Origin of the sequence: Agrobacterium sp. RC10-4-1 (assembly GCF_014138475.1) — a bacterium.
GTDB classification, from domain to species: domain Bacteria; phylum Pseudomonadota; class Alphaproteobacteria; order Rhizobiales; family Rhizobiaceae; genus Agrobacterium; species Agrobacterium pusense.
The window spans coordinates 176961-197307 of the sequence record NZ_JACJIT010000006.1 but is presented as its reverse complement, the minus strand read 5'-3'; the positions used below and the strand labels follow the sequence as shown (position 1 = coordinate 197307).

At 59.5% G+C, this 20347-nt stretch carries 17 protein-coding genes; 9 read left to right on the top strand and 8 right to left on the bottom strand.

Going from position 1 to position 20347, the window contains the following annotated elements; all coding sequences use genetic code 11:
- Positions 1-2 precede the first annotated feature (2 nt).
- The 5 genes from FHW77_RS17955 to FHW77_RS17935 form a co-directional block, all read right to left on the bottom strand.
- Complete coding sequence (locus tag FHW77_RS17955) at positions 3-767, bottom strand: sugar phosphate isomerase/epimerase family protein (RefSeq protein ID WP_035211069.1); 765 nt, start codon at positions 765-767, stop codon at positions 3-5.
- 55 nt (positions 768-822) lie between these two features.
- Positions 823-1911, bottom strand: coding sequence for an ABC transporter ATP-binding protein (locus FHW77_RS17950; protein WP_044459817.1), 1089 nt, complete (start codon positions 1909-1911; stop codon positions 823-825).
- A gap of 5 nt (positions 1912-1916) precedes the next feature.
- Positions 1917-2858 carry a carbohydrate ABC transporter permease gene (locus tag FHW77_RS17945; RefSeq protein WP_004438490.1) on the bottom strand — a complete coding sequence of 314 codons (942 nt, stop codon included), beginning with the start codon at positions 2856-2858 and terminating at the stop codon, positions 1917-1919.
- Positions 2851-3753, bottom strand: coding sequence for a carbohydrate ABC transporter permease (locus FHW77_RS17940; protein ID WP_004438488.1), 903 nt, complete (start codon positions 3751-3753; stop codon positions 2851-2853). Before FHW77_RS17940 ends, FHW77_RS17945 begins: the two co-directional genes overlap by 8 nt.
- Positions 3754-3894: 141 nt before the next feature.
- Positions 3895-5127, bottom strand: coding sequence for an ABC transporter substrate-binding protein (locus FHW77_RS17935; protein WP_034498262.1), 1233 nt, complete (start codon positions 5125-5127; stop codon positions 3895-3897).
- Between the two features lie 222 nt (positions 5128-5349).
- Here FHW77_RS17935 and FHW77_RS17930 point away from each other — a divergent pair, with 222 nt between their 5' ends.
- Positions 5350-6072 (top strand): CPBP family intramembrane glutamic endopeptidase, encoded by a 723-nt coding sequence (locus FHW77_RS17930; RefSeq protein WP_035211073.1) that lies wholly within the window; start codon positions 5350-5352, stop codon positions 6070-6072.
- A 58-nt stretch (positions 6073-6130) separates the two neighbouring features.
- On the opposite strand, the gene FHW77_RS17925 is transcribed toward FHW77_RS17930, so the two are convergent.
- Genes FHW77_RS17925 through FHW77_RS17915 form a run of 3 tightly spaced genes read right to left on the bottom strand, consistent with a single transcriptional unit; the run spans position 6131 to position 10268 of the window.
- Positions 6131-7561 carry a mannose-1-phosphate guanylyltransferase/mannose-6-phosphate isomerase gene (locus FHW77_RS17925; protein ID WP_044459816.1) on the bottom strand — a complete coding sequence of 477 codons (1431 nt, stop codon included), beginning with the start codon at positions 7559-7561 and terminating at the stop codon, positions 6131-6133.
- A complete protein-coding gene (locus FHW77_RS17920) occupies positions 7558-7782 on the bottom strand; it encodes a hypothetical protein (protein WP_044459815.1) in 225 nt (74 codons plus the stop codon). The genes FHW77_RS17925 and FHW77_RS17920 overlap by 4 nt, the downstream gene beginning before the upstream one ends.
- Before the next feature lie 56 nt (positions 7783-7838).
- On the bottom strand, positions 7839-10268 hold the full coding sequence (locus FHW77_RS17915) for a glucose/quinate/shikimate family membrane-bound PQQ-dependent dehydrogenase (protein WP_044459814.1): 2430 nt from the start codon (positions 10266-10268) through the stop codon (positions 7839-7841).
- Between the two features lie 399 nt (positions 10269-10667).
- Here FHW77_RS17915 and FHW77_RS17910 point away from each other — a divergent pair, with 399 nt between their 5' ends.
- The 8 genes from FHW77_RS17910 (at position 10668) to FHW77_RS17875 (ending at position 20288) form a co-directional block, all read left to right on the top strand.
- A complete protein-coding gene (locus tag FHW77_RS17910; protein ID WP_044459813.1) occupies positions 10668-11567 on the top strand; it encodes a LysR family transcriptional regulator in 900 nt (299 codons plus the stop codon).
- Between the two features lie 160 nt (positions 11568-11727).
- The gene (locus FHW77_RS17905; RefSeq protein ID WP_034498268.1) at positions 11728-14016 is read left to right on the top strand and encodes an NADP-dependent malic enzyme; all 2289 of its coding nucleotides are present in this window, start codon (positions 11728-11730) and stop codon (positions 14014-14016) included.
- 224 nt (positions 14017-14240) lie between these two features.
- The gene (locus FHW77_RS17900) at positions 14241-15080 is read left to right on the top strand and encodes a transporter substrate-binding domain-containing protein (RefSeq protein ID WP_004438468.1); all 840 of its coding nucleotides are present in this window, start codon (positions 14241-14243) and stop codon (positions 15078-15080) included.
- A gap of 186 nt (positions 15081-15266) precedes the next feature.
- The gene (locus FHW77_RS17895; protein WP_006698606.1) at positions 15267-16010 is read left to right on the top strand and encodes an amino acid ABC transporter permease; all 744 of its coding nucleotides are present in this window, start codon (positions 15267-15269) and stop codon (positions 16008-16010) included.
- On the top strand, positions 16007-16789 hold the full coding sequence (locus FHW77_RS17890; RefSeq protein WP_006698607.1) for an amino acid ABC transporter permease: 783 nt from the start codon (positions 16007-16009) through the stop codon (positions 16787-16789). The genes FHW77_RS17895 and FHW77_RS17890 overlap by 4 nt, the downstream gene beginning before the upstream one ends.
- 12 nt (positions 16790-16801) lie before the next feature.
- Positions 16802-17599 carry an amino acid ABC transporter ATP-binding protein gene (locus tag FHW77_RS17885; protein ID WP_044459812.1) on the top strand — a complete coding sequence of 266 codons (798 nt, stop codon included), beginning with the start codon at positions 16802-16804 and terminating at the stop codon, positions 17597-17599.
- Between the two features lie 4 nt (positions 17600-17603).
- Positions 17604-18959 carry an MmgE/PrpD family protein gene (locus tag FHW77_RS17880; RefSeq protein ID WP_044459943.1) on the top strand — a complete coding sequence of 452 codons (1356 nt, stop codon included), beginning with the start codon at positions 17604-17606 and terminating at the stop codon, positions 18957-18959.
- 9 nt (positions 18960-18968) lie between these two features.
- Positions 18969-20288 (top strand): LLM class flavin-dependent oxidoreductase, encoded by a 1320-nt coding sequence (locus FHW77_RS17875; protein WP_022563613.1) that lies wholly within the window; start codon positions 18969-18971, stop codon positions 20286-20288.
- Positions 20289-20347: the final 59 nt, after the last annotated feature.

The window sequence follows — 20347 nt, the reverse complement described above, 5'->3', positions numbered from 1 at the left end:
ACTTAATAGGTTTTGAACGACGCGATAGAACGGGTAATCAGTCGATCGATGTCCTTCGGGTTGTCGTGTTCGACCACGAAATGTTTCGTGGCGGATTTCGCCTTCAGCGCCGCGACGAGGCCCTTCCAGTCGACGGTGCCATGGCCGACATCGGCCCAGCCATCTTCATCCTTATTCTCCCCTGCGGGCGCGATGTCCTTCACGTGCACGGCGTTGATGCGCTTGCCGTAGCTTTCGATCCAGGCGAGCGGATCGGCATTGCCCCTGATAATCCAGGCGATATCCGCCTCCCATTTCAGGTCGGGGCCACCGGCAAATATCTGCTCCTGCGGCGTTGAGCCATCGGCAAGCGCCTTGAACTCGAAGTCGTGGTTATGCCAACCGAAGACCAGCCCGGCATCCACGAAGGGCTTTCCGGCTTCCTGCAGGCGCTTGCCAAAGGCGAACCAGCCGGCGGCATCGTTAGGGCGCTGGTCGGGCATCAGGTAAGGGCAATAGATTGCTTCCACACCCAGAGCGCTGGCAATATTCAGCGCCTTTTTGGGATCGCCTTCAAGAAGATCGAGACCGAAATGACCGGTGGGCATGGTCAGGCCGTTGGCGTCCAGTTCGGCACGCAGACCTTTCAGGCCGGCTTCATCCAGCGAAGCATACATGGCGCCGTAACCTTCCACGTGTTTGTAACCTGCCGCTGAGAGCTTCTTCAGAATATCGGAAAAGGGTTGAAAATTACGGGCGCTGTAAAGCTGAAAACCGAGTTCTGTCATTGTCTCCTCCATAGAGATGTGGGTCTTGGGAATGTGTGGGAGTGGTCAGCGCCCTTTAGAGCCGTTCCTCGCTTTGCGCGTCGAACAGCGAGGCCATGGTCATGTCGAGGCCAAGGCGCACCTTGGTGCCGGGTGAAAACCGTCTGTGGCCGCCAACGCGCACCGACATGGTATGGCCGGCATGTTTAAGCCAGATCAGATTGTCGGCGCCCATCGGTTCCTCGATATCGACGATCGCCTCGTGCACCTCCCCGCCGACGATATCGGCATCAACGCGCACATGTTCGGGGCGAACGCCCAGAACCACCGCGCGACCGGCGACAAGCGGCGTTTCCGCATGATAACCGTCCAGTGCGAAAGTCACGCCATTGGTGGTGAAGACCACCTTGCCGTCTTTTTCGATCAGCTCGCCGCGCAGGAAATTCATCGAAGGCGAGCCGATGAAGCCTGCGACGAACAGGTTCCTTGGCTTGTTGTAGATGGTGACAGGGTCAGCAAGCTGCTGGATGACGCCGCTTTTCATGATGGCGATGCGATCAGCCAGCGTCAGCGCCTCGATCTGGTCATGCGTCACATAGATCATGGTGTTCTTCAGCGACTGGTGCAGCCGCTTGATTTCGACGCGAAGCTCCGAGCGCAGCTTGGCATCGAGGTTGGAGAGCGGTTCATCGAACAGAAAGACATCCACATCCCGCACCAGTGCCCGGCCGATCGCCACGCGCTGGCGTTGACCGCCGGAAAGTTCGGCTGGCTTGCGTTTCAGCAGCGGCTCGATCTGCAAGATGCCGGCTGCCCTTTTGACGCGGCGGTCAATCTCCTCTTTCGGCACTTTGGCGACCTGAAGGCCGAAGGAAAGGTTCTTTTCCACCGTCATTTGCGGATAGAGCGCATAGGACTGAAACACCATGCCGATGCCACGATCCTTCGGTTCTTCCCAAGTAACGTTACGGTCCTTGATGAATATCTGTCCGTCGGTCGGTTCCAGAAGGCCGGCGATGCAGTTGAGAAGGGTCGACTTGCCGCAGCCGGAAGAGCCGAGCAGCACGAGAAATTCGCCGTCGTAAATATCGAGATTGAGGTCTTTCAGCACGGTAACGGCGCCGAAGGACAGCGAAAGATCGCGGATGGAAACGCTTTTGTTCATATAGCTCAACCTTTTACTGCGCCTGCAGCAATGCCGCGGACGAAAAGCCTGCCGGAGAGGAAATAGACGATCAGCGGCACGGCCCCGGTCAAAAGGGTTGCGGCCATGTTGACGTTGTATTCCTTCACGCCCTGCACGGAGTTGACGATGTTATTGAGCTGCACCGTCATCGGGTAATATTCCGGCCGCGTGAACACCACGCCGAACAGGAAGTCGTTCCAGATGCCGGTCACCTGCAGGATCATCGCCACCACGAAGATCGGCAGTGACATGGGCAGCATGATGCGGAAATAAATCTGCCAGAAATTAGCGCCATCGATCCGCGCCGCCTTGAAAAGTTCCTCCGGCAGCGAGGCGAAATAGTTGCGGAAAAGCAGCGTCAGGATCGGCATGCCGAAGATGGTGTGAACGATGACGAGGCCGCTCAGTGTGCCGTAAATGCCCAGTTCGCGGAGCACGATAACGATCGGATAAATCATCACCTGATAGGGAATGAAGGCGCCGATGATAAGGATGGAGAAGAACAACTCCGATCCCTTGAACTTCCAGTTCGCCATGGCATAGCCGCTGACGGAGGCGACGATGATGGAAATGACGACCGACGGCACGAGGATGCGTACGGAGTTCCAGAAGCCCCGCGAAAGCCCGTCGCAATTCAGCCCTGTACAGGCATTCGCCCAAGCCTTGACCCAAGGCTCGAAGGTAATCTCCACCGGCGGTGCGAAAATGTTGCCGAGCCGGATTTCCGGCATGCCCTTCAGCGAGGTAACGACCATCACGTATAGCGGCAGCAGGTAATAGGCAGCAGCCACGAACAATGTGCCGTAGAGAATGATGTTGCGGCGGGAAAAGGTTTTCCTTGGCTTCTTGCCGCGCGGGCCGGAGAGCTCATTGGAAACCGCATCGTTGGCGGCAACAACCGTGTTCAATGTGCTAAGATTAGCCACGTTTCTTGCCTCCGAATTCAAGGTAGGCCCATGGAATGATGATGATCGCAACCGTCAGGAGCATCATAGTAGAGGCGGCAAAGCCCTGCCCCAGATTCTGCGCCTGGAACATGTAGTCATAGACATATTTTGCCGGGACCTCGGACGCGATGCCCGGCCCGCCGCTTGTCTGCGCCACCACGAGGTCGTAGACCTTGACGATGCCGCTGGCGATGATGACGAGCGTGGTGATGAAGACGGGACGCATCATCGGTATGATGATGAGGGTGTAGGTTTTCCACATCGGAATGCCGTCAACGCGCGTCGCCTTCCAGATGTCTTCATCAATGCCACGAAGACCGGCCAGCATCAGGCACATGACGAGCCCCGTGCCCTGCCAGAGCGCCGCGATCAGAATGCCATAGATAACGATCTCGGAATTGTAGAGCGGGTCGAACGTGAAGCTTTCCCAGCCAAGCGAACGGACAACGGACTGGATGCCAAATTCCGGGTTCAGCAGCCACTGCCAGACGAGGCCGGTAACGATGAAGGACAAAGCGAAAGGATACAGGAAGATGGTGCGGAACGCGTTTTCAAAACGTATTTTCTGATCCATCAATGCCGCCAGCACGAAGCCGATGACAAGGCTGAAAATTAGCGACAGGATGCCGTAAATCGCCAGATTCTGGATTGAGACGATCCAGCGCGGCGCGGCCCACAGCCGCTCATATTGATCGAAACCGATGAAGTTCGCCCGCGGCAGAAGCTTGGAATTGGTGAAGGAATAAACCACCGTCCAGACCGTGCCGCCAAGAAAGATCACCACGGCGGTCAGTATCATCGGAATGGAGGCAATCTTCGAATTGAGATTGCGGAAAAGCTGGTTGGGCCGCCGTGAGCGCGCTTGACCTGCCATGTTACCTCCTCCTGTAACGTTACAGTCAACGGCCGAGCACGGGGCTCGCCGCGAGAAACTCCGGCCATTGCCTGTTATCCTGGCATAGCCCGGACGTTGGAAGGGGAGCGGCGAACCGCTCCCGATCCGAAGAGATTACGATCAGTCAGCCGAACCGATAATGTCCGCGAAACGCTTCTGCCCGTCTTCCGCCGACATCGAGCCCGCGAAGAATTCCGCCATCAGATCTTCCTTCTGTTTCTGCGTATCGGCGGAAATCAGCTGGTCGGTGCTGGTCAGCGCATTGCCCTTGGCCAGAATTGCCAGGCCCTTTTTCATGCAGTCATTGGCTGCATTCAGGTCGACGTCGCCGCGGATCGGCAGCGAGCCTTTCTTCAGGTTGAAGGCAACCTGCGTTTTCGGATCAACGATGGTCGCGGCAAGAACATCCTGCGCCTTGGTTTTCGCCTCGTCCTTCAAAACGGGGAAATAAAAGGCGTCGCCACCCGTGGTCAGGTATTCACTTAGGCCAAGGCCAGGAAGGCAGGAATAATCAGTGCCGGCTTTCTGGTTGGCGAGCTGGAATTCACCCTGGGCCCAGTCGCCCATGATCTGGCCGCCGGCCTTGCCGGTGATGACCATGTTGGTGGCCTGGTTCCAGTCCTGAACATTGGTGCCCTTGGCCATGTCGCGCGCCTCGACGGCAGCTGCGAAAATCTTTGCCATTTCAGGACCTGCCGCTGCTTCGGCATCCTTGTCGCCATAGACCTTCTGATAAAGGTCCTTTCCGCCGATCGAAAGCGTCAGCGTGTCGAACAGGCCGTTCGCCTGCCATGCCTGGCCGCCAAGCGCGAGCGGCTGGATACCGGCCTTTTTCAGCGCCGGCGCTGCCGCAACAAATTCCGTCCAGTTCTTCGGAACTTCGACGCCCGCTTTCTTGAACGCCGCATTGGAAAGCCACAGCCATTGCCACGAATGGATATTGACCGGCGCGCAATAGATCTTGCCGTCGATGGTGCAGCTGTCGAGCAGGCTCGCCGGCTTGATGACCTCTTTCCACTTACCCTTTTCGGCAACGTCGGACAGGTCCCGCATCAGGCCGGCCTGCACCAGTTCTTCCGCCTGCCGGCCGTGGTTGAACTGGGTGGCGCCCATCGGATCGCCGCCGGTGATGCGGCTGATCATGATCGGCCGGGCCGTGCCGCCCGAACCGGCAATCGCGCCGTCCACCCATTTATTGCCGGTCGCGTCGAAAGCCTTGGCCAGTTCGGCCACCGCCGCGGCTTCGCCGCCCGATGTCCACCAATGGGTCACCTCGAGATCAGTGGCCCCGGCAAAGCCCGCCGGAATCATCACGCTGGCCAGAAAAGCCGCAGAAATAACACGCATTCGCATGAGTCTCCTCCCTCACTGAAACGTTGCAGTTGGAACGTATGCGAAGATTTTTGATTAGGCAACCGCCTAAAATACGAATCTCGCTACTGCATTCAGCGGCGTCTCGAAGGATGGCAAAATTCGCCTGACAGCCGGACCGTAGAGGGGCTTGCGCGCCGTAATCCACACGCAATGCCACTGGTTTAAAAACCCTGCGCAGCAAGGAAACAGGTGCAAGAGACAATGAAACGCTGGCATATTCTCCTGATCATCGGATTGATCGGTGTCGCATCGCTCTTACTCGCCGCGTTTGAGCAGCTCATACCGGGACAGCAGGTTTCAATGGCGATGCGCCTGTTGATACTCCTCCAACCAGCAGTTCTGACCGTCGCCTCGGTCGCCACCGGCCAAGCCCTCGCCGCAAAAATCGGACTCCATGCGCCTTTGATCGATAGCTGGCTGACGGGCGGCGATCCGCGTGCGGTACTGCGAAAACAAGTGCCTCCGGCACTTGCTGCGGGTGTTGCCGTTGCCATTGTGATGATCGTCTATTCGTCGGCGATCCTGCCCTTGGTCACAGATGCAGCAACCATGGCAAATATGACCAGATTTGACATTCCCCTGGCCACCCGGCTTCTCTATGGCGGCGTCACCGAAGAGCTATTGACCCGATGGGGCATGATGTCGTTTTTCGCGTGGATTCTCTGGCGCTCTACAGGAGGCGGGCAGGTTCGAGCGTTCATAATGTGGGCCGCCATCGTGATCGCTGCCGCTCTGTTCGCCGCTGGTCATCTGCCGTTTCTGTTTACCATTGCCGCGCAGCCCCGGCCGGCACTCGTCCTTGCAGTGCTGACCGGGAATTTTATTCCCGGACTCATCTTCGGATGGCTATTTTGGCGCCGGGGACTGGAGGCGGCAATTCTCTCTCATGGCTTTGCCCATTGTATAAATGCACTGGCGGCCTGAACCAAAAGGCGAAGCGGGCAGACGTCCGCTTCGCTTATTCTCTTGGCGTAGGTAACGCCTATTGCCTCTTGTAATCGTCCTCGATGCGGATGACATCGTCCTCGCCGATATAGGCTCCGGTCTGGATTTCGACCAGTTCGAGCGGGATCTGCCCCTCATTGGCAAGACGGTGCGGCTGGCCGATCGGGATATAGACCGACTGGTTTTCCGTCAGCAGCCGGGTTTCGTCACCAATCGTCACGGTGGCCGTTCCCTTGACGATGATCCAGTGTTCCGAGCGGTGATAGTGTTTCTGGAACGAGATACGGTGGCCAGGATCGACGGTGATATGACCAACCCGATAACGCTCGTCCACATACATGTGCTCGATGTAACCCCAGGGCCGGTAAACGCGCTTGTGGGTCTGCGTCTGTGGCGCATGTTCGCCGTCCTTCAGCGTCTCCACCAGACCCTTCACGTCCTGCACCCGGTTCTTCGGCACCACCAGAACCGCATCCTTGGTGGCCACCACCACCATGTCCTTCGCGCCCACCACCGTCGTCAGCAATTGCGTCGAATGGATGAGGCAGCCTTCGGAATCGATGAAGACGCCGTTACCTTCCAGCGCATTGTCATTGCTGTGTTTGTCGGCGATCTCCCAGATCGCGTCCCAGCTGCCGATATCCGACCAGCGAAAATGGCCGTGCACGACTGCCATGCGCCTGGTCTTCTCTATCACGGCATAGTCGATGGAATTCTTGGGCGAGGCTTCGAAGCTTTCCTGATGCAGACGCACGAAGCCGAGGTCGCTTTCATATTGCTCGACGGACTGCGTTACCGCGGCCAGAATTTCCGGCGCAAAGGCCTCCAGTTCTGCAATCATCACGTCGGAGCGGAACAGGAAGTTTCCGGAATTCCAGAGATAGCCTTTTTCGAGATAGGAGATCGCCGTCTTCATGTCAGGCTTCTCCACGAAGGCCTCGACCTTGCTCAGATCCTTTTCACCATCAATCGCCTCGCCCGGCTTGATGTAACCATAGGAGGTGCGCGGCTCCGTGGGCACCAGGCCGAAGACGACTATATTGCCCTGATCGGCGGCTTTGGCGCCGAGTTTCACGGCATCGGAAAACTTGTCGGCATCGAGCACCACATGGTCGGCAGCAAGCGCCAGAACCAGGCATCCGGGTTCGCGGCGCTCGGCCAGCACGGCGGCGGCGGCCATGGCGGCGGCGCTGTCGCGGCGGGCGGGCTCAAGCACCACGGTGGCCGGCAGATCGATCTCCTCCGCCTGACGGCGGGCAAAAAAACGGAAATCCTCGTTGGTGATGACAAGTGGCTCGGAATAAAGCGTTTCGTCACCCACCCGCTGCAGGGTCTGCTGATAGGTCGAAAGATTGCCGACCAGCGGCTGAAACTGCTTGGGCAACTGATCGCGCGAGACCGGCCATAGCCTGGAGCCAGCACCACCGGCCAGAAGAACCGGCGTGATCTTTCGAGATTGTTCCTTCACAATAAAACCTTTCCAACGTCAAAAAATTTCCCGGCGCGCCGGACAATATACATATTTCCCAATACCGCCATCATCGGTTCATGGGCGGACAAGCGCAAGCTCATAAATCCCCCTTGTGAAAGCTTGGTGAACAGCTGGGTGTCTGCCCCGGCACGCTTTCCTAACGCCACGCGACAGGTGAGGTTCCACTCGATTTCTTCGCGCGGATCGATGCAGAGCAAATAAAAACCCCGGGATTGCTCCCGGGGCCGGCTTCAAGTGAGGCGTGACGCAAGCGTCAGCCCGGCAATGCATAGGCGATGACATAGTCGCCACGGTCAGGAGACTGGCGTGCGCCGCCAGCTGAGATGACGATATATTGCTTGCCGGTCTTCGGAGACTTGTAGCTCATCGGGCCGCCCTGGCTGCCGACCGGAAGGCGGGCCTTCCAGACTTCCTTGCCGGTCGCCGTATCGAAAGCGCGCAGATAATAATCCTGGGTGCCGGCGATGAAGACGAGACCGCCCTGCGTGGCCAACGTGCCGCCGAGCGTGGGCATGCCGATCGGGATCGGAAGGCCCATCTTGATGCCGAGCGGACCGGTATCCTCGACAGTGCCCACGGGCACCTGCCACTTGATCTTCTGGGTCTTCATGTCGATAGCGGTCATCGTGCCATAGGGCGGGGCCTGGCAGGGTATACCGAGAGCCGACAGGAAACGGTTCTTGTTCACCGCATAGGGCGTGCCCTTCATGGGAACGACGCCCATGCCGGTGTTGACGCTTTCGCCGCCACTCGCGACAGCCTTGGTCGGTGCCGCTTCCTGCATCTGGATCCAGAGACCGAGGCGCATGTCGTTGACGAAGATCGTGTTCGTGGTTGGGTCCGTCGAAAGACCGCCCCAGTTCATGCCGCCGAGCGAGCCCGGGAACGACAGGGAGAGGTCCGTGCCCGGCGCCGTATAAAGGCCCTCATAACGCATGCCCTTGAAGGCAAGGCGGCAAAGAAGCTGGTCAAACGGGGTCGCGCCCCACATGTCCGCTTCCGTCAGGGTCTGCGCACCGATCTGCGGCATGCCGACCGAGCGTGGCTGTGTCGGCGCGTAGCGCTCGTTCGGAATATTGGCGGGCTTGACCGGAACTTCTTCAACCTTGGTCAGCGGCTGGCCTGTCGCCCGGTCGAGAACATAGATCTGCGCCGCCTTGGTGCCGAAAACCAGTGCCGGAACAGTGGTTCCATCCGCTTTCGGGAAATCGACGAAGCTCGGCTGCATCGGCACGTCGAAGTCCCAGAGGTCGTTATGAACCGTCTGGTAGACCCATTTTTCGCGACCGGTGGTGGCATCGAGCGCCAGCATCGAAGCACCATATTTATGGTCGAGCGGTGTGCGAGTTGCGCCGTACAAGTCCACCGAGGGGCTGCCGACCGGCATGAAGACGGTGTTCAGCTCCGGATCATAGGACATGGACGCCCAGACGTTGGGTGTGGAACGCGTGTAGGTCTGTCCCTCGGGCGGAAGTCCGGTAATATCAGGGTTGCCAGGGTCGAAGGCCCAGCGAAGCGCGCCCGTCACCACATCGAAACCGCGCATCACACCGCCGGGCATGTCGACCTGAACGTTGTCGGCGATACGGCCGCCGACAACGACAGTCGTGCCGGCAAGCGTAGGTGCGGAGGTCAACACATATTGCGGGTCCGGCGCATCGCCGAGACCGATCTTCAGGTCGACGCGGCCATTGGTGCCGAAATCAGGGCAAAACGCGCCGGTGTCGGCATCGAGCGCTATCAGTTCCGCATTGATGGTGTTCATCAGAATGCGACGCTGGCAAAGCGCGCCCTCGGCCACCACAGCCGGGGTAACCGGCGTGGAGCCCGGTGCGGTCGGCTGCTTCAGCGGCGCCTTGGCGTCGAAATAGGCAAGACCGCGGCAACGCATCCAGACGGAAGATTTCGCGTTGATTTCCGTCTTCCACTTTTCTGCGCCGGTATCTGCATCAAGAGCGATGACATTGTTATGCGGCGTGCACAGGAATACGGTGTCGCCAACCTGCAGCGGCGTTTCCTGATCTTCCGCACCATTCGCGCCGGGGCTGATCGGGGTATCGCCGGTGTGGTAGGTCCAGGCGACTTCGAGGTTCTTGACGTTGTCGCGCGTGATTTCATCGAGAGCGACAAAGCGGCTGCCGCCGGATGTATTGCCGTAATGTTCCCAGTTCTTCTGCTCCGTTTCCGGTGTGACAGGCGTCAGGGCTGCCGGTTCACCATTGAAGGCGACGGTGGGGTGCGGCACGAACATGCCGGCAAAACCCGCGCCGGTGGCGATGGCGAGAATGGCGGCAATGGCGAAAGAGGCGCCGTATGCCGGAGCCTTGCCGGCCGCGCGACGCAGGAGAGGATAGGAGAGCGCAACGACAATGGCACCGACGCCCATCGCGAGAAGGCGTGAAATGAGCGGCCAGAAGTGCAATCCGGCTTCCCACACCGCCCAGATGCCGGTGAGGACGAAGACAAGGCCGAAGAGAACCGCACCGGCAGGCTTGCGCAGCAGGATGAGCAGGCCCGAGACGATGAGCGCGATGCCTGCCGTGACGAAATAGAGGCTGCCGCCGAGGGCCACAAGCTGGCCGCCGCCAATGGCGAAGAACAGGCCTGCGGCAACGATGACAGCGCCGAGCACCAACAGCCACAATCTGGCTGGGAGCGATAAAGAAGTTGCTGGATTACCCATGAAAGAATGTCCGGTTATAAGAGCTGCCCCAAAAGGCTGAAGCCCGGTGATTGTTCAGTGTCCGGCGAAGCCGGGACAGCCTGCGGCCGCAATGGCCAGGCGAAGATGCGCCGAAGGCGGCGCGGCTGAACGGGGAACAATGGTGGGGAAGACTTCCGTCGTGACTGTCATGCTTGACCCATTCACTGCAGGTAACCGCCGGCCCCATGGACGGCGGGCAAGATGCTTGAACAAATCCTCCCCGGTTTCTCCCATCAAGGCCTGCAAAGCGGCAAAGACGATCAAAACACTGGCTGCGGTATAACGTCGCCTGCGACAAGATGACAATGCGCAAGCTGGGCAATTTCGATAAGCTATGCTTATATCACATCACACCTGACAAAACAAAGAAATCTCCCGATGGATATTCGTCAACTCACGATATTCGTGGAAGCGGCAAGGGCGAGGAACTTTCGTGCCGCCGCCCTGCAGCTCGGCATTGCCCAGCCCGCCGTCACCCAGCGCATTCGACAGCTGGAGGAAAATCTGGGCTTCAAGCTCTTTCACCGCATCAATCGCGGTGTGGAACTTACCCCGGCCGGTCAGTCCATGCTCATCGAGGCGGAAGAAATCCTTGCACGCACCAAAAGTGCGCTGGAAAGGGCGCAGCAGATCCGCCGCGGCCAGCTTGGCACGCTGCGCATCGGTTACGGCACCAGTGTCATGGCCGAGCGTAAACTACCCGCGCTCATTACCCGCTATGGTGACGAGCACCCAGACGTGACACTTGAACTGTTGCCGGGCATGACAATGGAACAGCTGATCGAGCAGGTGACGACCCGCGAGACCGACGTTGCCTTCATCCGCGCGCCTCTTCCCACGCTGCCGCAGACCTTGCGAACCATGCCGTTCGACCGATCGAGGCTTTGCGTCGCTTTGCCGGAACGTCACGTACTCGCCAATCGCCCGCAGGTTTCCGTCAGCGATATCCTGCACGAAAAACTGCTGCTGCCGGTTGACGAGATTGGCCTCGGCCTCAGCAGCAGCGCGCTTTCGCTTTTCGAAGATGCCGGCTGCACGCCGCAAGTTGGCTTGCGCATCGCCAACGTCAATACGATTCTCGCGCTCGTGGAGGCCGGTGCGGGCATTTCCATCCTGCCGGAAAGCACGGTGCTTTCCGCAAGGGGCACTGCCGCCGTGTCACTCGATAGCGCGGAGGCATGGTCCGACTGCGTACTGCTCGTCAGGCGCGGCGCGCTTGCCCTGCATGTCGAAGCTTTCGTGAATATGGCCCGCCGAGCCTACAGACTGAGCCTTTGACAAGCAGCACGCGGAATTAATCGATTGAATCGGTCGCAAATTTCATCCCGCTTAAATTTGCTGCACTGAACAACATTCAAGGCTTGGCAGGCGCGCGAAAAATACAATAACAACGGCGGATATTTTTACATTGTTATAGACACGAAAGCACACACAGCCCATGTCCGACACGACCAAGCCCGCCAGCACAAGAACATCGGTTACGGATCAGGAAGCCCTGGATTTCCACGCGGAAGGCAGGCCGGGCAAGCTGGAAATCACCCCGACGAAGCCGATGGCAACACAGCGGGATCTGTCGCTCGCCTATTCGCCCGGCGTGGCGGTGCCGGTGAAAGCCATCGCCGAAAATCCGGCGACCGCTTACGATTATACGACACGCGGCAACATGGTGGCCGTCATCTCCAACGGCACCGCGATCCTCGGGCTGGGCAATCTCGGCGCGCTGGCCTCGAAGCCGGTCATGGAAGGCAAGTCGGTCCTCTTCAAGCGTTTCGCCGATGTCGATTCCATCGATCTCGAGGTCGATACCGAAGACGCCGATGAATTCATCAATTGCGTGCGTTACCTCGGCCCCTCCTTCGGCGGCATCAATCTGGAAGACATCAAGGCGCCGGAATGTTTCATCATCGAAAGCCGCCTGCGCGAATTGATGGATATTCCCGTATTCCATGACGACCAGCACGGCACCGCCATTATTGCCGCCGCCGGCCTCATCAACGCCATCGAACTGACCGGACGTGACTTCAAGACCACCAAGCTCGTCTGCAACGGTGCGGGTGCGGCCGCAATCGCATGCATGGACCTCATCAAGGCCATGGGGTTCAACCCGGAAAACATCACGCTCTGTGATACCAAGGGCGTCATCTATCAGGGCCGCACCGAGGGCATGAACCAATGGAAATCCGCGCATGCGGTGAAAACCGACAATCGCACGCTGGCGGAAGCCATGAAGGGTGCTGACGTGGTGTTCGGCCTCTCACAGAAGGGCGCGTTCAGCGAAGAAATGATCCGCTCCATGGCGCCGAAGCCGATTATCTTTGCAATGGCCAATCCCGACCCGGAAATCACCCCGGAAGAAGTGTCCCGCATCCGCGATGACGCCATCATGGCGACGGGACGTTCCGACTATCCGAACCAGGTCAACAACGTCCTCGGCTTCCCCTATATCTTCCGCGGCGCGCTCGATGTGCGTGCCCGCCAGATCAATGATGCCATGAAGATCGCCGCCGCGCAGGCGCTGGCGGATCTGGCCCGCGAAGACGTGCCTGACGATGTGGCCGCCGCCTATCAGGGCAACCGCCCCCGCTTCGGGCCGCAATATATCATTCCGGTCCCGTTCGATCCGCGCCTGATCTCCGCCATTCCTGTCGCCGTGGCAAAAGCCGCTATCGAAACCGGCGTCGCCCAGCGCGAAATTCCCGATCTCGACGCTTATGCCCGCGAGCTTTCGGCCCGTCGTGATCCGATGGCCTCGACCACGCAACGCCTTTACGAGCGTGTGCGTCGTTCGCCCAAGCGCGTGGTCTTTGCCGAAGCGGAAGAAGAACAGGTCATGCGCGCGGCGATTTCGTTTACCGCTCAAGGGCTTGGTACCGCCATCCTGCTCGGCCGTGACGATATCATCAAGGCCAATGCGGAGCGTGCCGGTATCGATCTCGACCGCGCCAATATCGAAATTACCAATGCCCGCCTCTCCAGCCGGGTCGATGCCTATATCGATTACCTCTATGCGCGGCTGCAGCGCGGCGGCTTCCTGCTGCGCGACGTGCAGCGCCTGATCCACAACGACCGCAACCACTTCGCCGCCTGCATGGTGGCGATGGGCGATGCGGACGCGGTGGTGACGGGCGTGACGCGCAATTATTCGACGGCGCTGGAAGATATCCGCCGTTGCATCAACACCAAGCCCGGCCATCGCGTCATTGGCGTATCCCTCGTTGTCTCGCGCAACCGCACCGTCTTCGTGGCCGACACGGCCGTGCACGACATGCCGAATGCCGAGGACCTCGCCGATATCGCAGAGGAGGCAGCCGGCCTCGCCCGCCGTTTCGGTTACGAGCCACGCGTTGCCATGCTCGCTTATTCCACCTTCGGCCAGCCGGTCGGCGAACGCTCCGACAAGGTGCGCGAGGCGGTGAAAATTCTCGACAAGCGCAACGTCAATTTCGAGGTCGATGGCGAAATGTCGGCGGATGTGGCGCTGAACCATCACCGCATGCAGAGCCAGTATCCCTTCGCGCGCCTTTCCGGCCCCGCCAATGTGCTGGTCATGCCCGCCATCCATTCTGCCTCCATCTCCACCAAGATGCTGCAGGAATTGGGCGGTGCGACCGTCATCGGCCCTCTTCTCGTCGGCCTCGACAAGTCGGTGCAGATAACCTCGATGGGGGCCAAGGACAGCGATATCGTCAACATGGCAGCAATCGCGGCCTATAACGCCGGACGATAATTGAAAGGCAGTGCGGCTTGCTTCTCGCCTCTTGGTTGAAACAAGCCGCACACCACTAAAACCTAAAGAACAAGATTCTACGATTTTAATTTATTAGGATATTTTTTCTGCCTGACAACATTATTGGAACTCGTTTCTATTCATAGTATTTTTTGCGCAATGCCAATTCTCGCTCTCTGCAAGTCCGTCATGTAGGTTCCAGCCACAAGCAAAAGGAAATACCCATGGCCTTCTCCCTCCCCAAGTTTGCCGCGAAACTCATCGCCGGAACCGTTGTCATCGCCTCGCTGGCAACCACCGCTCATGCGGATGCAACGCTTGACCGCATCAAGGGTCGCGGCAAGCTCACCGTCGGCGTCATTCTTTCCGGCGCTCCTTTCGGCTTTATTGACCCAAAAACGCAGGAGCAGAAGGGCCTCAACATCGACGTCGCCAAGGCGCTCGCCGCGGGTCTCGGCGTTGAACTGGTGACTGAGACGGTGACCCCGCCAAACCGTGTGCAGTTCCTGCAGCAGGGGAAGGTCGATATTCTTATCGCCAACATGCAGTACACCGAAGAACGTGCGAAAACGCTCGACTACGTGCCCACCCCCTATGACCGTCAGGGCGGCGCCGCCATCGGTCGAAAAGACTCTGGCATCAAGGACTGGTCCGACCTGAAAGGCAAGATCGCCTGCGTGTCTCAAGGTTCCAACTACACTCAGCCGCTCATCGAGCAATATGGCGCGCAGGTAAAGGCGCTGCCGAGCCAGCCGGAATCGCTGCTGGCGCTGAAGGGTGGCAATTGCGATGTGTCCGTTCACGTGAACGGCACGCTGAGCCTGATGCTTCAGGACCGCGCTGATGAGTGGAAGGATTACGGCATCCTCATCCCCACAGATCTCATACCGTCGGATTCCGTGATCTGGCTGCGCAAGGGTGAAAGCGACACGCAGGCGGCTCTCGACAAGATCGTCAAGGAATTGCACGCTTCCGGCAAGATGCTGGAATTCGCTAAGGCAAACCGTCTGCCGAGCATCGGCTATATGGAAGAACAGCAGAAGAAGCTGTCCGCCGCGCAGTAAAGGTCAGCGCAGGGCTTTCCTGTCATCCCCCGTCACGCCGCAACGTGGTGAGGACGATGGCATAGAGATGGTTCCCATGATCATCAGGAACGGCCGGTTCACCTGCCGTTCTTTTCTGCTTTATAATGGCAGGCCATTCTGGCGCCGCCCGCGTGGCGGCACCCGCAATAACAGCATGGATTTCCAATGCAGGATTCATTTACAGCGCGCTTCATAGAACTGGCCGCGCATCTTGGCCTCAACTATGATTTTCTGAACAGCGGCTATGAGGTTCAGATCTGGCTCGACGGCATGAAGATGACGCTGATCCTCGTTGCCGTCACCTTGCCGCTCAGCCTCGTCTTCGGCTTCATTTTCGCGGCAATGCTCACTTCCGGGAGGACCTGGCTCGCCGGTCCCGTGCGCGCCTATGTAGAACTGACGCGCAACACGCCGACGCTGGTACAGCTGATGTGCGGTTTCCTCGTGCTCAACATGCTGATTTCCAATGCGCTGGGTGGCGCGCAGAACAATCCGCTGACGCCGTTTTTCTGGGTCGTTGCGGTCACGGGACTGCACATTGCCGCCTTCCATGCCGAAGCGCTGCGCGGCGGCATCGAGGCGGTGCCCGGCACCACAATCGAGGCAGCGCGTGCAATCGGTTTCAGTTCCTTCGAGATTCTGCGTTATGTGGAGTTTCCGCTGGCGATCCGCACAGCGCTGCCCTCCATCATCAACAATCTCGTCAATCTGGTGAAGCTCACCACGGTCGGCTCTGCAATCGCCGTGGGTGAGATCACCTATGCCTCCATCCTGATCTGGACGCAGCGCGACAATGTGGTCGAGCTGATGATCGTTATCCTCGTTTTCTTCAGCGTCATCAATTTCATCGTCGCAAGGGCCGGTCTCTGGCTTGAACGGCGTCTTGCGGTTCCGGGGTTCGGTCAATGAGTGCGGTGGTTTCTCCAACACGGGCGGTGAAGAAGCCGCCTTTCGGCACCATTCTGCTGCTGGGCGTCCTGGTTGCCGTCATCCTGTGGCTGGTCCTCGATCCGTCGCTCGGCCAGGTGCTGCTGGAATGGCTGCCCTATCTCGCCAAGGGTTTCGCCATGAATGTGCTGATAAGCATTCTGGCGATCGCCATCGGCACATTTATCGGCGTTCTTCTCGGCATCATGGAGCTTGCGCCCTACCGTCTGGTTCGCGCACCGGCACTGACCTATGTACAGATTTTCCGCAATGCCCCGCATCTGGTGCTGATCTTTGCCGCGACTTACATCTTCCCCTTCGAGATCGTGGCCTTTGGCAACTACATTCCTTTTCCGGACTGGATCAAGGCGGTTGTGGGTCTTGCCATCCCCGCCAGCGCCCATATCGCCGAAATCACCCGCGGCGCCATCCAGTCCATTCCGACAGCGCAATGGGAAGCCGCTCAGGGCCTGGGCTTTTCGCGCAACCAGACCCTGCGCTGGATCATCCTGCCGCAATGCATAAAACGCTCCCTGCCGCCGTGGATGAACCTCTATGCGTCGATCACCATGGGCACGGCGCTCGCCTCGCTGGTCGGCGTGCATGAGCTTCTTCACGCCGCGACCGACGCAAGCACCGCCGTGCAGCGCAACGATTTCACCGTGGTGGTCTATCTCACCGTTCTGATGGCGTTCTTCCTGTTCTGCTATCCCGTCTCCCGTTTCACGCAGCGCCTCGAGCGGCGCTTCGCTTCCCGCTGATTGGAACAAGCCATGTCCGTATCCATCGCCCAAAACGCCCAGCCGCTTGTTGAACTCGAAGCAATCCATCTTGCTTTTGGTGACAACCAGGTCCTGAAAGGCATTGATCTCACCGTCAACAAGGGGGACGCCGTCTCCATCATCGGCCCTTCCGGCTCCGGCAAATCCACCATCCTGCGCTGCATCAACGGCCTGCTCATTCCGCAATCGGGCAAGATCACCGTTGGCGGCACGCGAGTAGACCAGCTTAAAACCGAGGCCGAGCGCATCGCGCTGCGCAAGCGGATCGGCATCGTGTTCCAGCAGTTCAACCTCTTCCCGCATCTGACGGTGATGGAAAACATCACCATCGCGCCGATCAAAATACTTGGTACGCCAAAAACGGAAGCGGAGCGCCATGCCCGCGAATTGCTGGAAAAGGTCCGCCTGTCCCAGAAGGTCGACGCCTATCCCGGCCAGCTTTCCGGCGGCCAGCAGCAGCGCGTGGCGATCGCCCGCGCGCTCGCCATGCGGCCGGAGCTGGTGCTGTTCGATGAAGTCACCTCGGCACTCGATCCCGAAACGGTTGGGGAAGTGCTCGCCGTCATCCGCGACCTCGTCAACGACGGCATGACGAGCATTCTCGTTACCCACGAAATGCGCTTTGCCGAAGAAATCAGCGACAAAATTGTCTTCACCGAAAACGGCCTGATCGTCGATCAGGGCACGCCGGAGCACATATTCTACAAGTCGACCAATCCGCGCATCAACGCCTTCGTCAAGGGTCTCGGCGGACAGGGCGCGCGCGTGAATGACGGCGAAGGGATCTGATGCCATGGTCGCGGAGGAAAAACTCACACTTCGTCTTGCAGGAGCCATTGCCGCTTCCGATCCGCTACACGATGAAGAGGCGGTCACGATTGCCCGCACGGCACTGATCGATTTCTTTGCCTGCCTGCTGGGCGGCGCTGCCGACAGGAGCACGAAAATCCTGATCGACACCTTCACGTCAGGCACGCAAGGCGCAGCCGGCATCGTCGGCCACGATCTGCGTACGGATGCCTTCACCGCCGCCCTTATCAACGGCCATGCCGGTCACGTGCTTGATTACGACGACGTCCATGGCAGTGTGCGCGGCCACCCCACCGTCGCCATTGTTCCAGCCCTGCTGGCTGTTGCGGTCGAGGAAGGCTTGACGGCGGATGCATTCATCGCCGCCTATATCGTCGGGCTGGAAACCATGGCCCGCATTGGCCTGTCGCTCGGCACCAAACATTACGAAAATGGTTTCCACGCCACCGCCACACTTGGCCCCATGGGTGCCGCGGCGGCGATCGCCCATCTCCTGAAATTCGATCCGCAGACAACGGCCGTGGCGCTCGGCCTCGCCGCCACGCAATCGGCCGGGCTTCGCCTGCAATTCGGTTATGACGCCAAGCCGCTCCATGCGGGGCTTGCCACGCGTGCCGGCCTCACCGCAGCACGGCTGGCACGATCCGGCTTTCAGGGCGCGCCGGATTTTCTGGAAAATTCCATCGGCTTTTATTCGGCCTTCGCCTTCGGCGCCGAGCAGCCGAAGCGTGTTCTCTCCGGCTGGGGCGCACCCTGGCAGATCGTCTCGCCGGGCCTGACCCTCAAGGCCTTCCCGTGTTGTACCGCGGCACACCCCGTCGCCGTGGGCGCGCTGGCGCTGCGCAGCACCCATGAGCTGCAGCCGGAAGAAATCGAGGCGGTCACCATCACCTTCCCGCCCGGCGGCGATGCCGCGCTTGTCGGCCCTGCCACGCCCGCAACCGGCATAGACGCGCGCTTCAGCCCCGAATATGTCTTCGCTGCGGCGCTGACGGATGGGTCACTGGGGATCAGCCATTTCGACGAACGCCCGGCACGCGCCGACCTGCTCGGCCTTTCCGCGAAAGTCTCGCGCCGGCATGACGAGACCGCTCGCCGCCTGTCGCCAGACCCAACCACCCGTTTCGTGGTGATAGATGTCACGAAGAAGGATGGTACGGTGCTATCGCGCCGCGTCGACGGGCTTCCCGGCATTGATGACCCGGCCGAAAAATTTGCCGACGCGACCGGCGGCAATGAAAAATTCGCCGGTATCCCGGCCTTGGTGCGGACCATGAAAACCGCAGCCGACCTCAGGAAGCTCGAAATGCTTCTGGTATCGCCAATATTACTCGACTGACATGAAGGCATGATCCCCATGACCACCACGACCCGCAAAAGACAGATGCATCTCGGCCTTTTCCTGCAGGGTGCCGGACACCACGTTTCCGGTTGGCGTCATCCCGATGCGGAGGCCGGCAGCGAAAACCTCGATCTGCTCACCCGCGTAACGAAAATGGCCGAAGCGGCGAAGTTCGACATGGTATTTCTCGCCGACGGGCTGACCAGCGGCGTCGACGCCCATCCTTCGATGATCGCACGTTTCGAGCCGTTGACCTTGCTTGCCGCGCTGGCAATGGTGACGGAGAAGATCGGGCTGGCCGCAACCGCCTCCACCACCTATGGCGAGCCCTATCACACCGCTCGCGCCTTCGCCTCTATAGACCATTTAAGCCATGGTCGAGCGGCCTGGAACATTGTCACCACCTCTTACGCACGGACGGCAGCGAATTTCTCCAAGGACCACCCCGAGCATGACGAGCGTTATGCGGTGGCGGAAGAATATGTGAACGTCGTTCGCGGCCTTTGGGACAGCTGGGATGACGACGCCTTCATCAAGGACAAGCAGGCGGGCCGCTACGTCGATCCCGAGAAAGTCCATGTTCTCAACCACGAAGGCAAATATTTCACCGTCAAGGGACCGCTCAACATTCCGCGCTCGCCGCAGGGCCATCCGGTTCTCATCCAGGCCGGTTCCTCCGGGCCGGGTCAGGATCTCGCCGCACGCACCGCCGATATCGTCTTCACCGCCCAACAGGCGATTTCCGAAGCGCAGGCTTTCTACACGAGCCTCAAGGCGCGCGTCGAAAAATTCGGCCGCGATCCGGCCAGCGTTGCCGTGATGCCCGGCTTCATGCCGATCATCGGCAGGAGTTTCGAGGAGGCGAGTGAAAAGCTGAAGGAACTGAACCGCTGGACGGACATCAAGAGCGCGATGCCGCTGCTCGAAGAGCGCATCGGCCACAGCCTGGCCGACTATGATCTCGACGGCCCGTTGCCCGAACTTCCCATCTCCGACCAGTTGCGCAGCCGCGCCGAGTTGCTGACCGAGCTGGCACGGCGCGAAAAGCTCACGATCCGAGAACTGGCGCTGCGCGTCGCGGCCGGCCGTGGCCACCATATCGTCATGGGAACGGCGAGCGACGTTGCCGACAGGATGCAGCAATGGTTCGAAAACGGCGCAGCCGATGGCTTCAACGTCATGCCGCCCTTCTTCCCCGGCGGTCTGGAGGAGTTTAATCGCGAGGTGGTACCTCTCTTGCAGGAACGCGGCCTATTCCGCCGGGAATATGAGGGCTCCACATTGCGCGACCACCTCGGCATCACGCGCCCGGCCTTGCGGGGATAACCGCGCGCAGATGCCCTATCAAGGGCATCCGCCTCAATTGATGATCAGCAATAAGCGGG

What these genes read in the sequence shown, in the direction of transcription:
- FHW77_RS17915 (WP_044459814.1), bottom strand. Translation starts at nt 10,268, where the DNA reads ATGGGTAATCCAGCAACTTCTTTATCGCTCCCAGCCAGATTGTGGCTG.
- FHW77_RS17905 (WP_034498268.1), top strand. Translation starts at nt 11,728, where the DNA reads ATGTCCGACACGACCAAGCCCGCCAGCACAAGAACATCGGTTACGGAT.
- FHW77_RS17875 (WP_022563613.1), top strand. Translation starts at nt 18,969, where the DNA reads ATGATCCCCATGACCACCACGACCCGCAAAAGACAGATGCATCTCGGC.
- FHW77_RS17955 (WP_035211069.1), bottom strand. Translation starts at nt 767, where the DNA reads ATGACAGAACTCGGTTTTCAGCTTTACAGCGCCCGTAATTTTCAACCC.
- FHW77_RS17910 (WP_044459813.1), top strand. Translation starts at nt 10,668, where the DNA reads ATGGATATTCGTCAACTCACGATATTCGTGGAAGCGGCAAGGGCGAGG.
- FHW77_RS17940 (WP_004438488.1), bottom strand. Translation starts at nt 3,753, where the DNA reads ATGGCAGGTCAAGCGCGCTCACGGCGGCCCAACCAGCTTTTCCGCAAT.
- FHW77_RS17935 (WP_034498262.1), bottom strand. Translation starts at nt 5,127, where the DNA reads ATGCGAATGCGTGTTATTTCTGCGGCTTTTCTGGCCAGCGTGATGATT.
- FHW77_RS17900 (WP_004438468.1), top strand. Translation starts at nt 14,241, where the DNA reads ATGGCCTTCTCCCTCCCCAAGTTTGCCGCGAAACTCATCGCCGGAACC.
- FHW77_RS17880 (WP_044459943.1), top strand. Translation starts at nt 17,604, where the DNA reads ATGGTCGCGGAGGAAAAACTCACACTTCGTCTTGCAGGAGCCATTGCC.
- FHW77_RS17890 (WP_006698607.1), top strand. Translation starts at nt 16,007, where the DNA reads ATGAGTGCGGTGGTTTCTCCAACACGGGCGGTGAAGAAGCCGCCTTTC.
- FHW77_RS17895 (WP_006698606.1), top strand. Translation starts at nt 15,267, where the DNA reads ATGCAGGATTCATTTACAGCGCGCTTCATAGAACTGGCCGCGCATCTT.
- FHW77_RS17930 (WP_035211073.1), top strand. Translation starts at nt 5,350, where the DNA reads ATGAAACGCTGGCATATTCTCCTGATCATCGGATTGATCGGTGTCGCA.
- FHW77_RS17950 (WP_044459817.1), bottom strand. Translation starts at nt 1,911, where the DNA reads ATGAACAAAAGCGTTTCCATCCGCGATCTTTCGCTGTCCTTCGGCGCC.
- FHW77_RS17885 (WP_044459812.1), top strand. Translation starts at nt 16,802, where the DNA reads ATGTCCGTATCCATCGCCCAAAACGCCCAGCCGCTTGTTGAACTCGAA.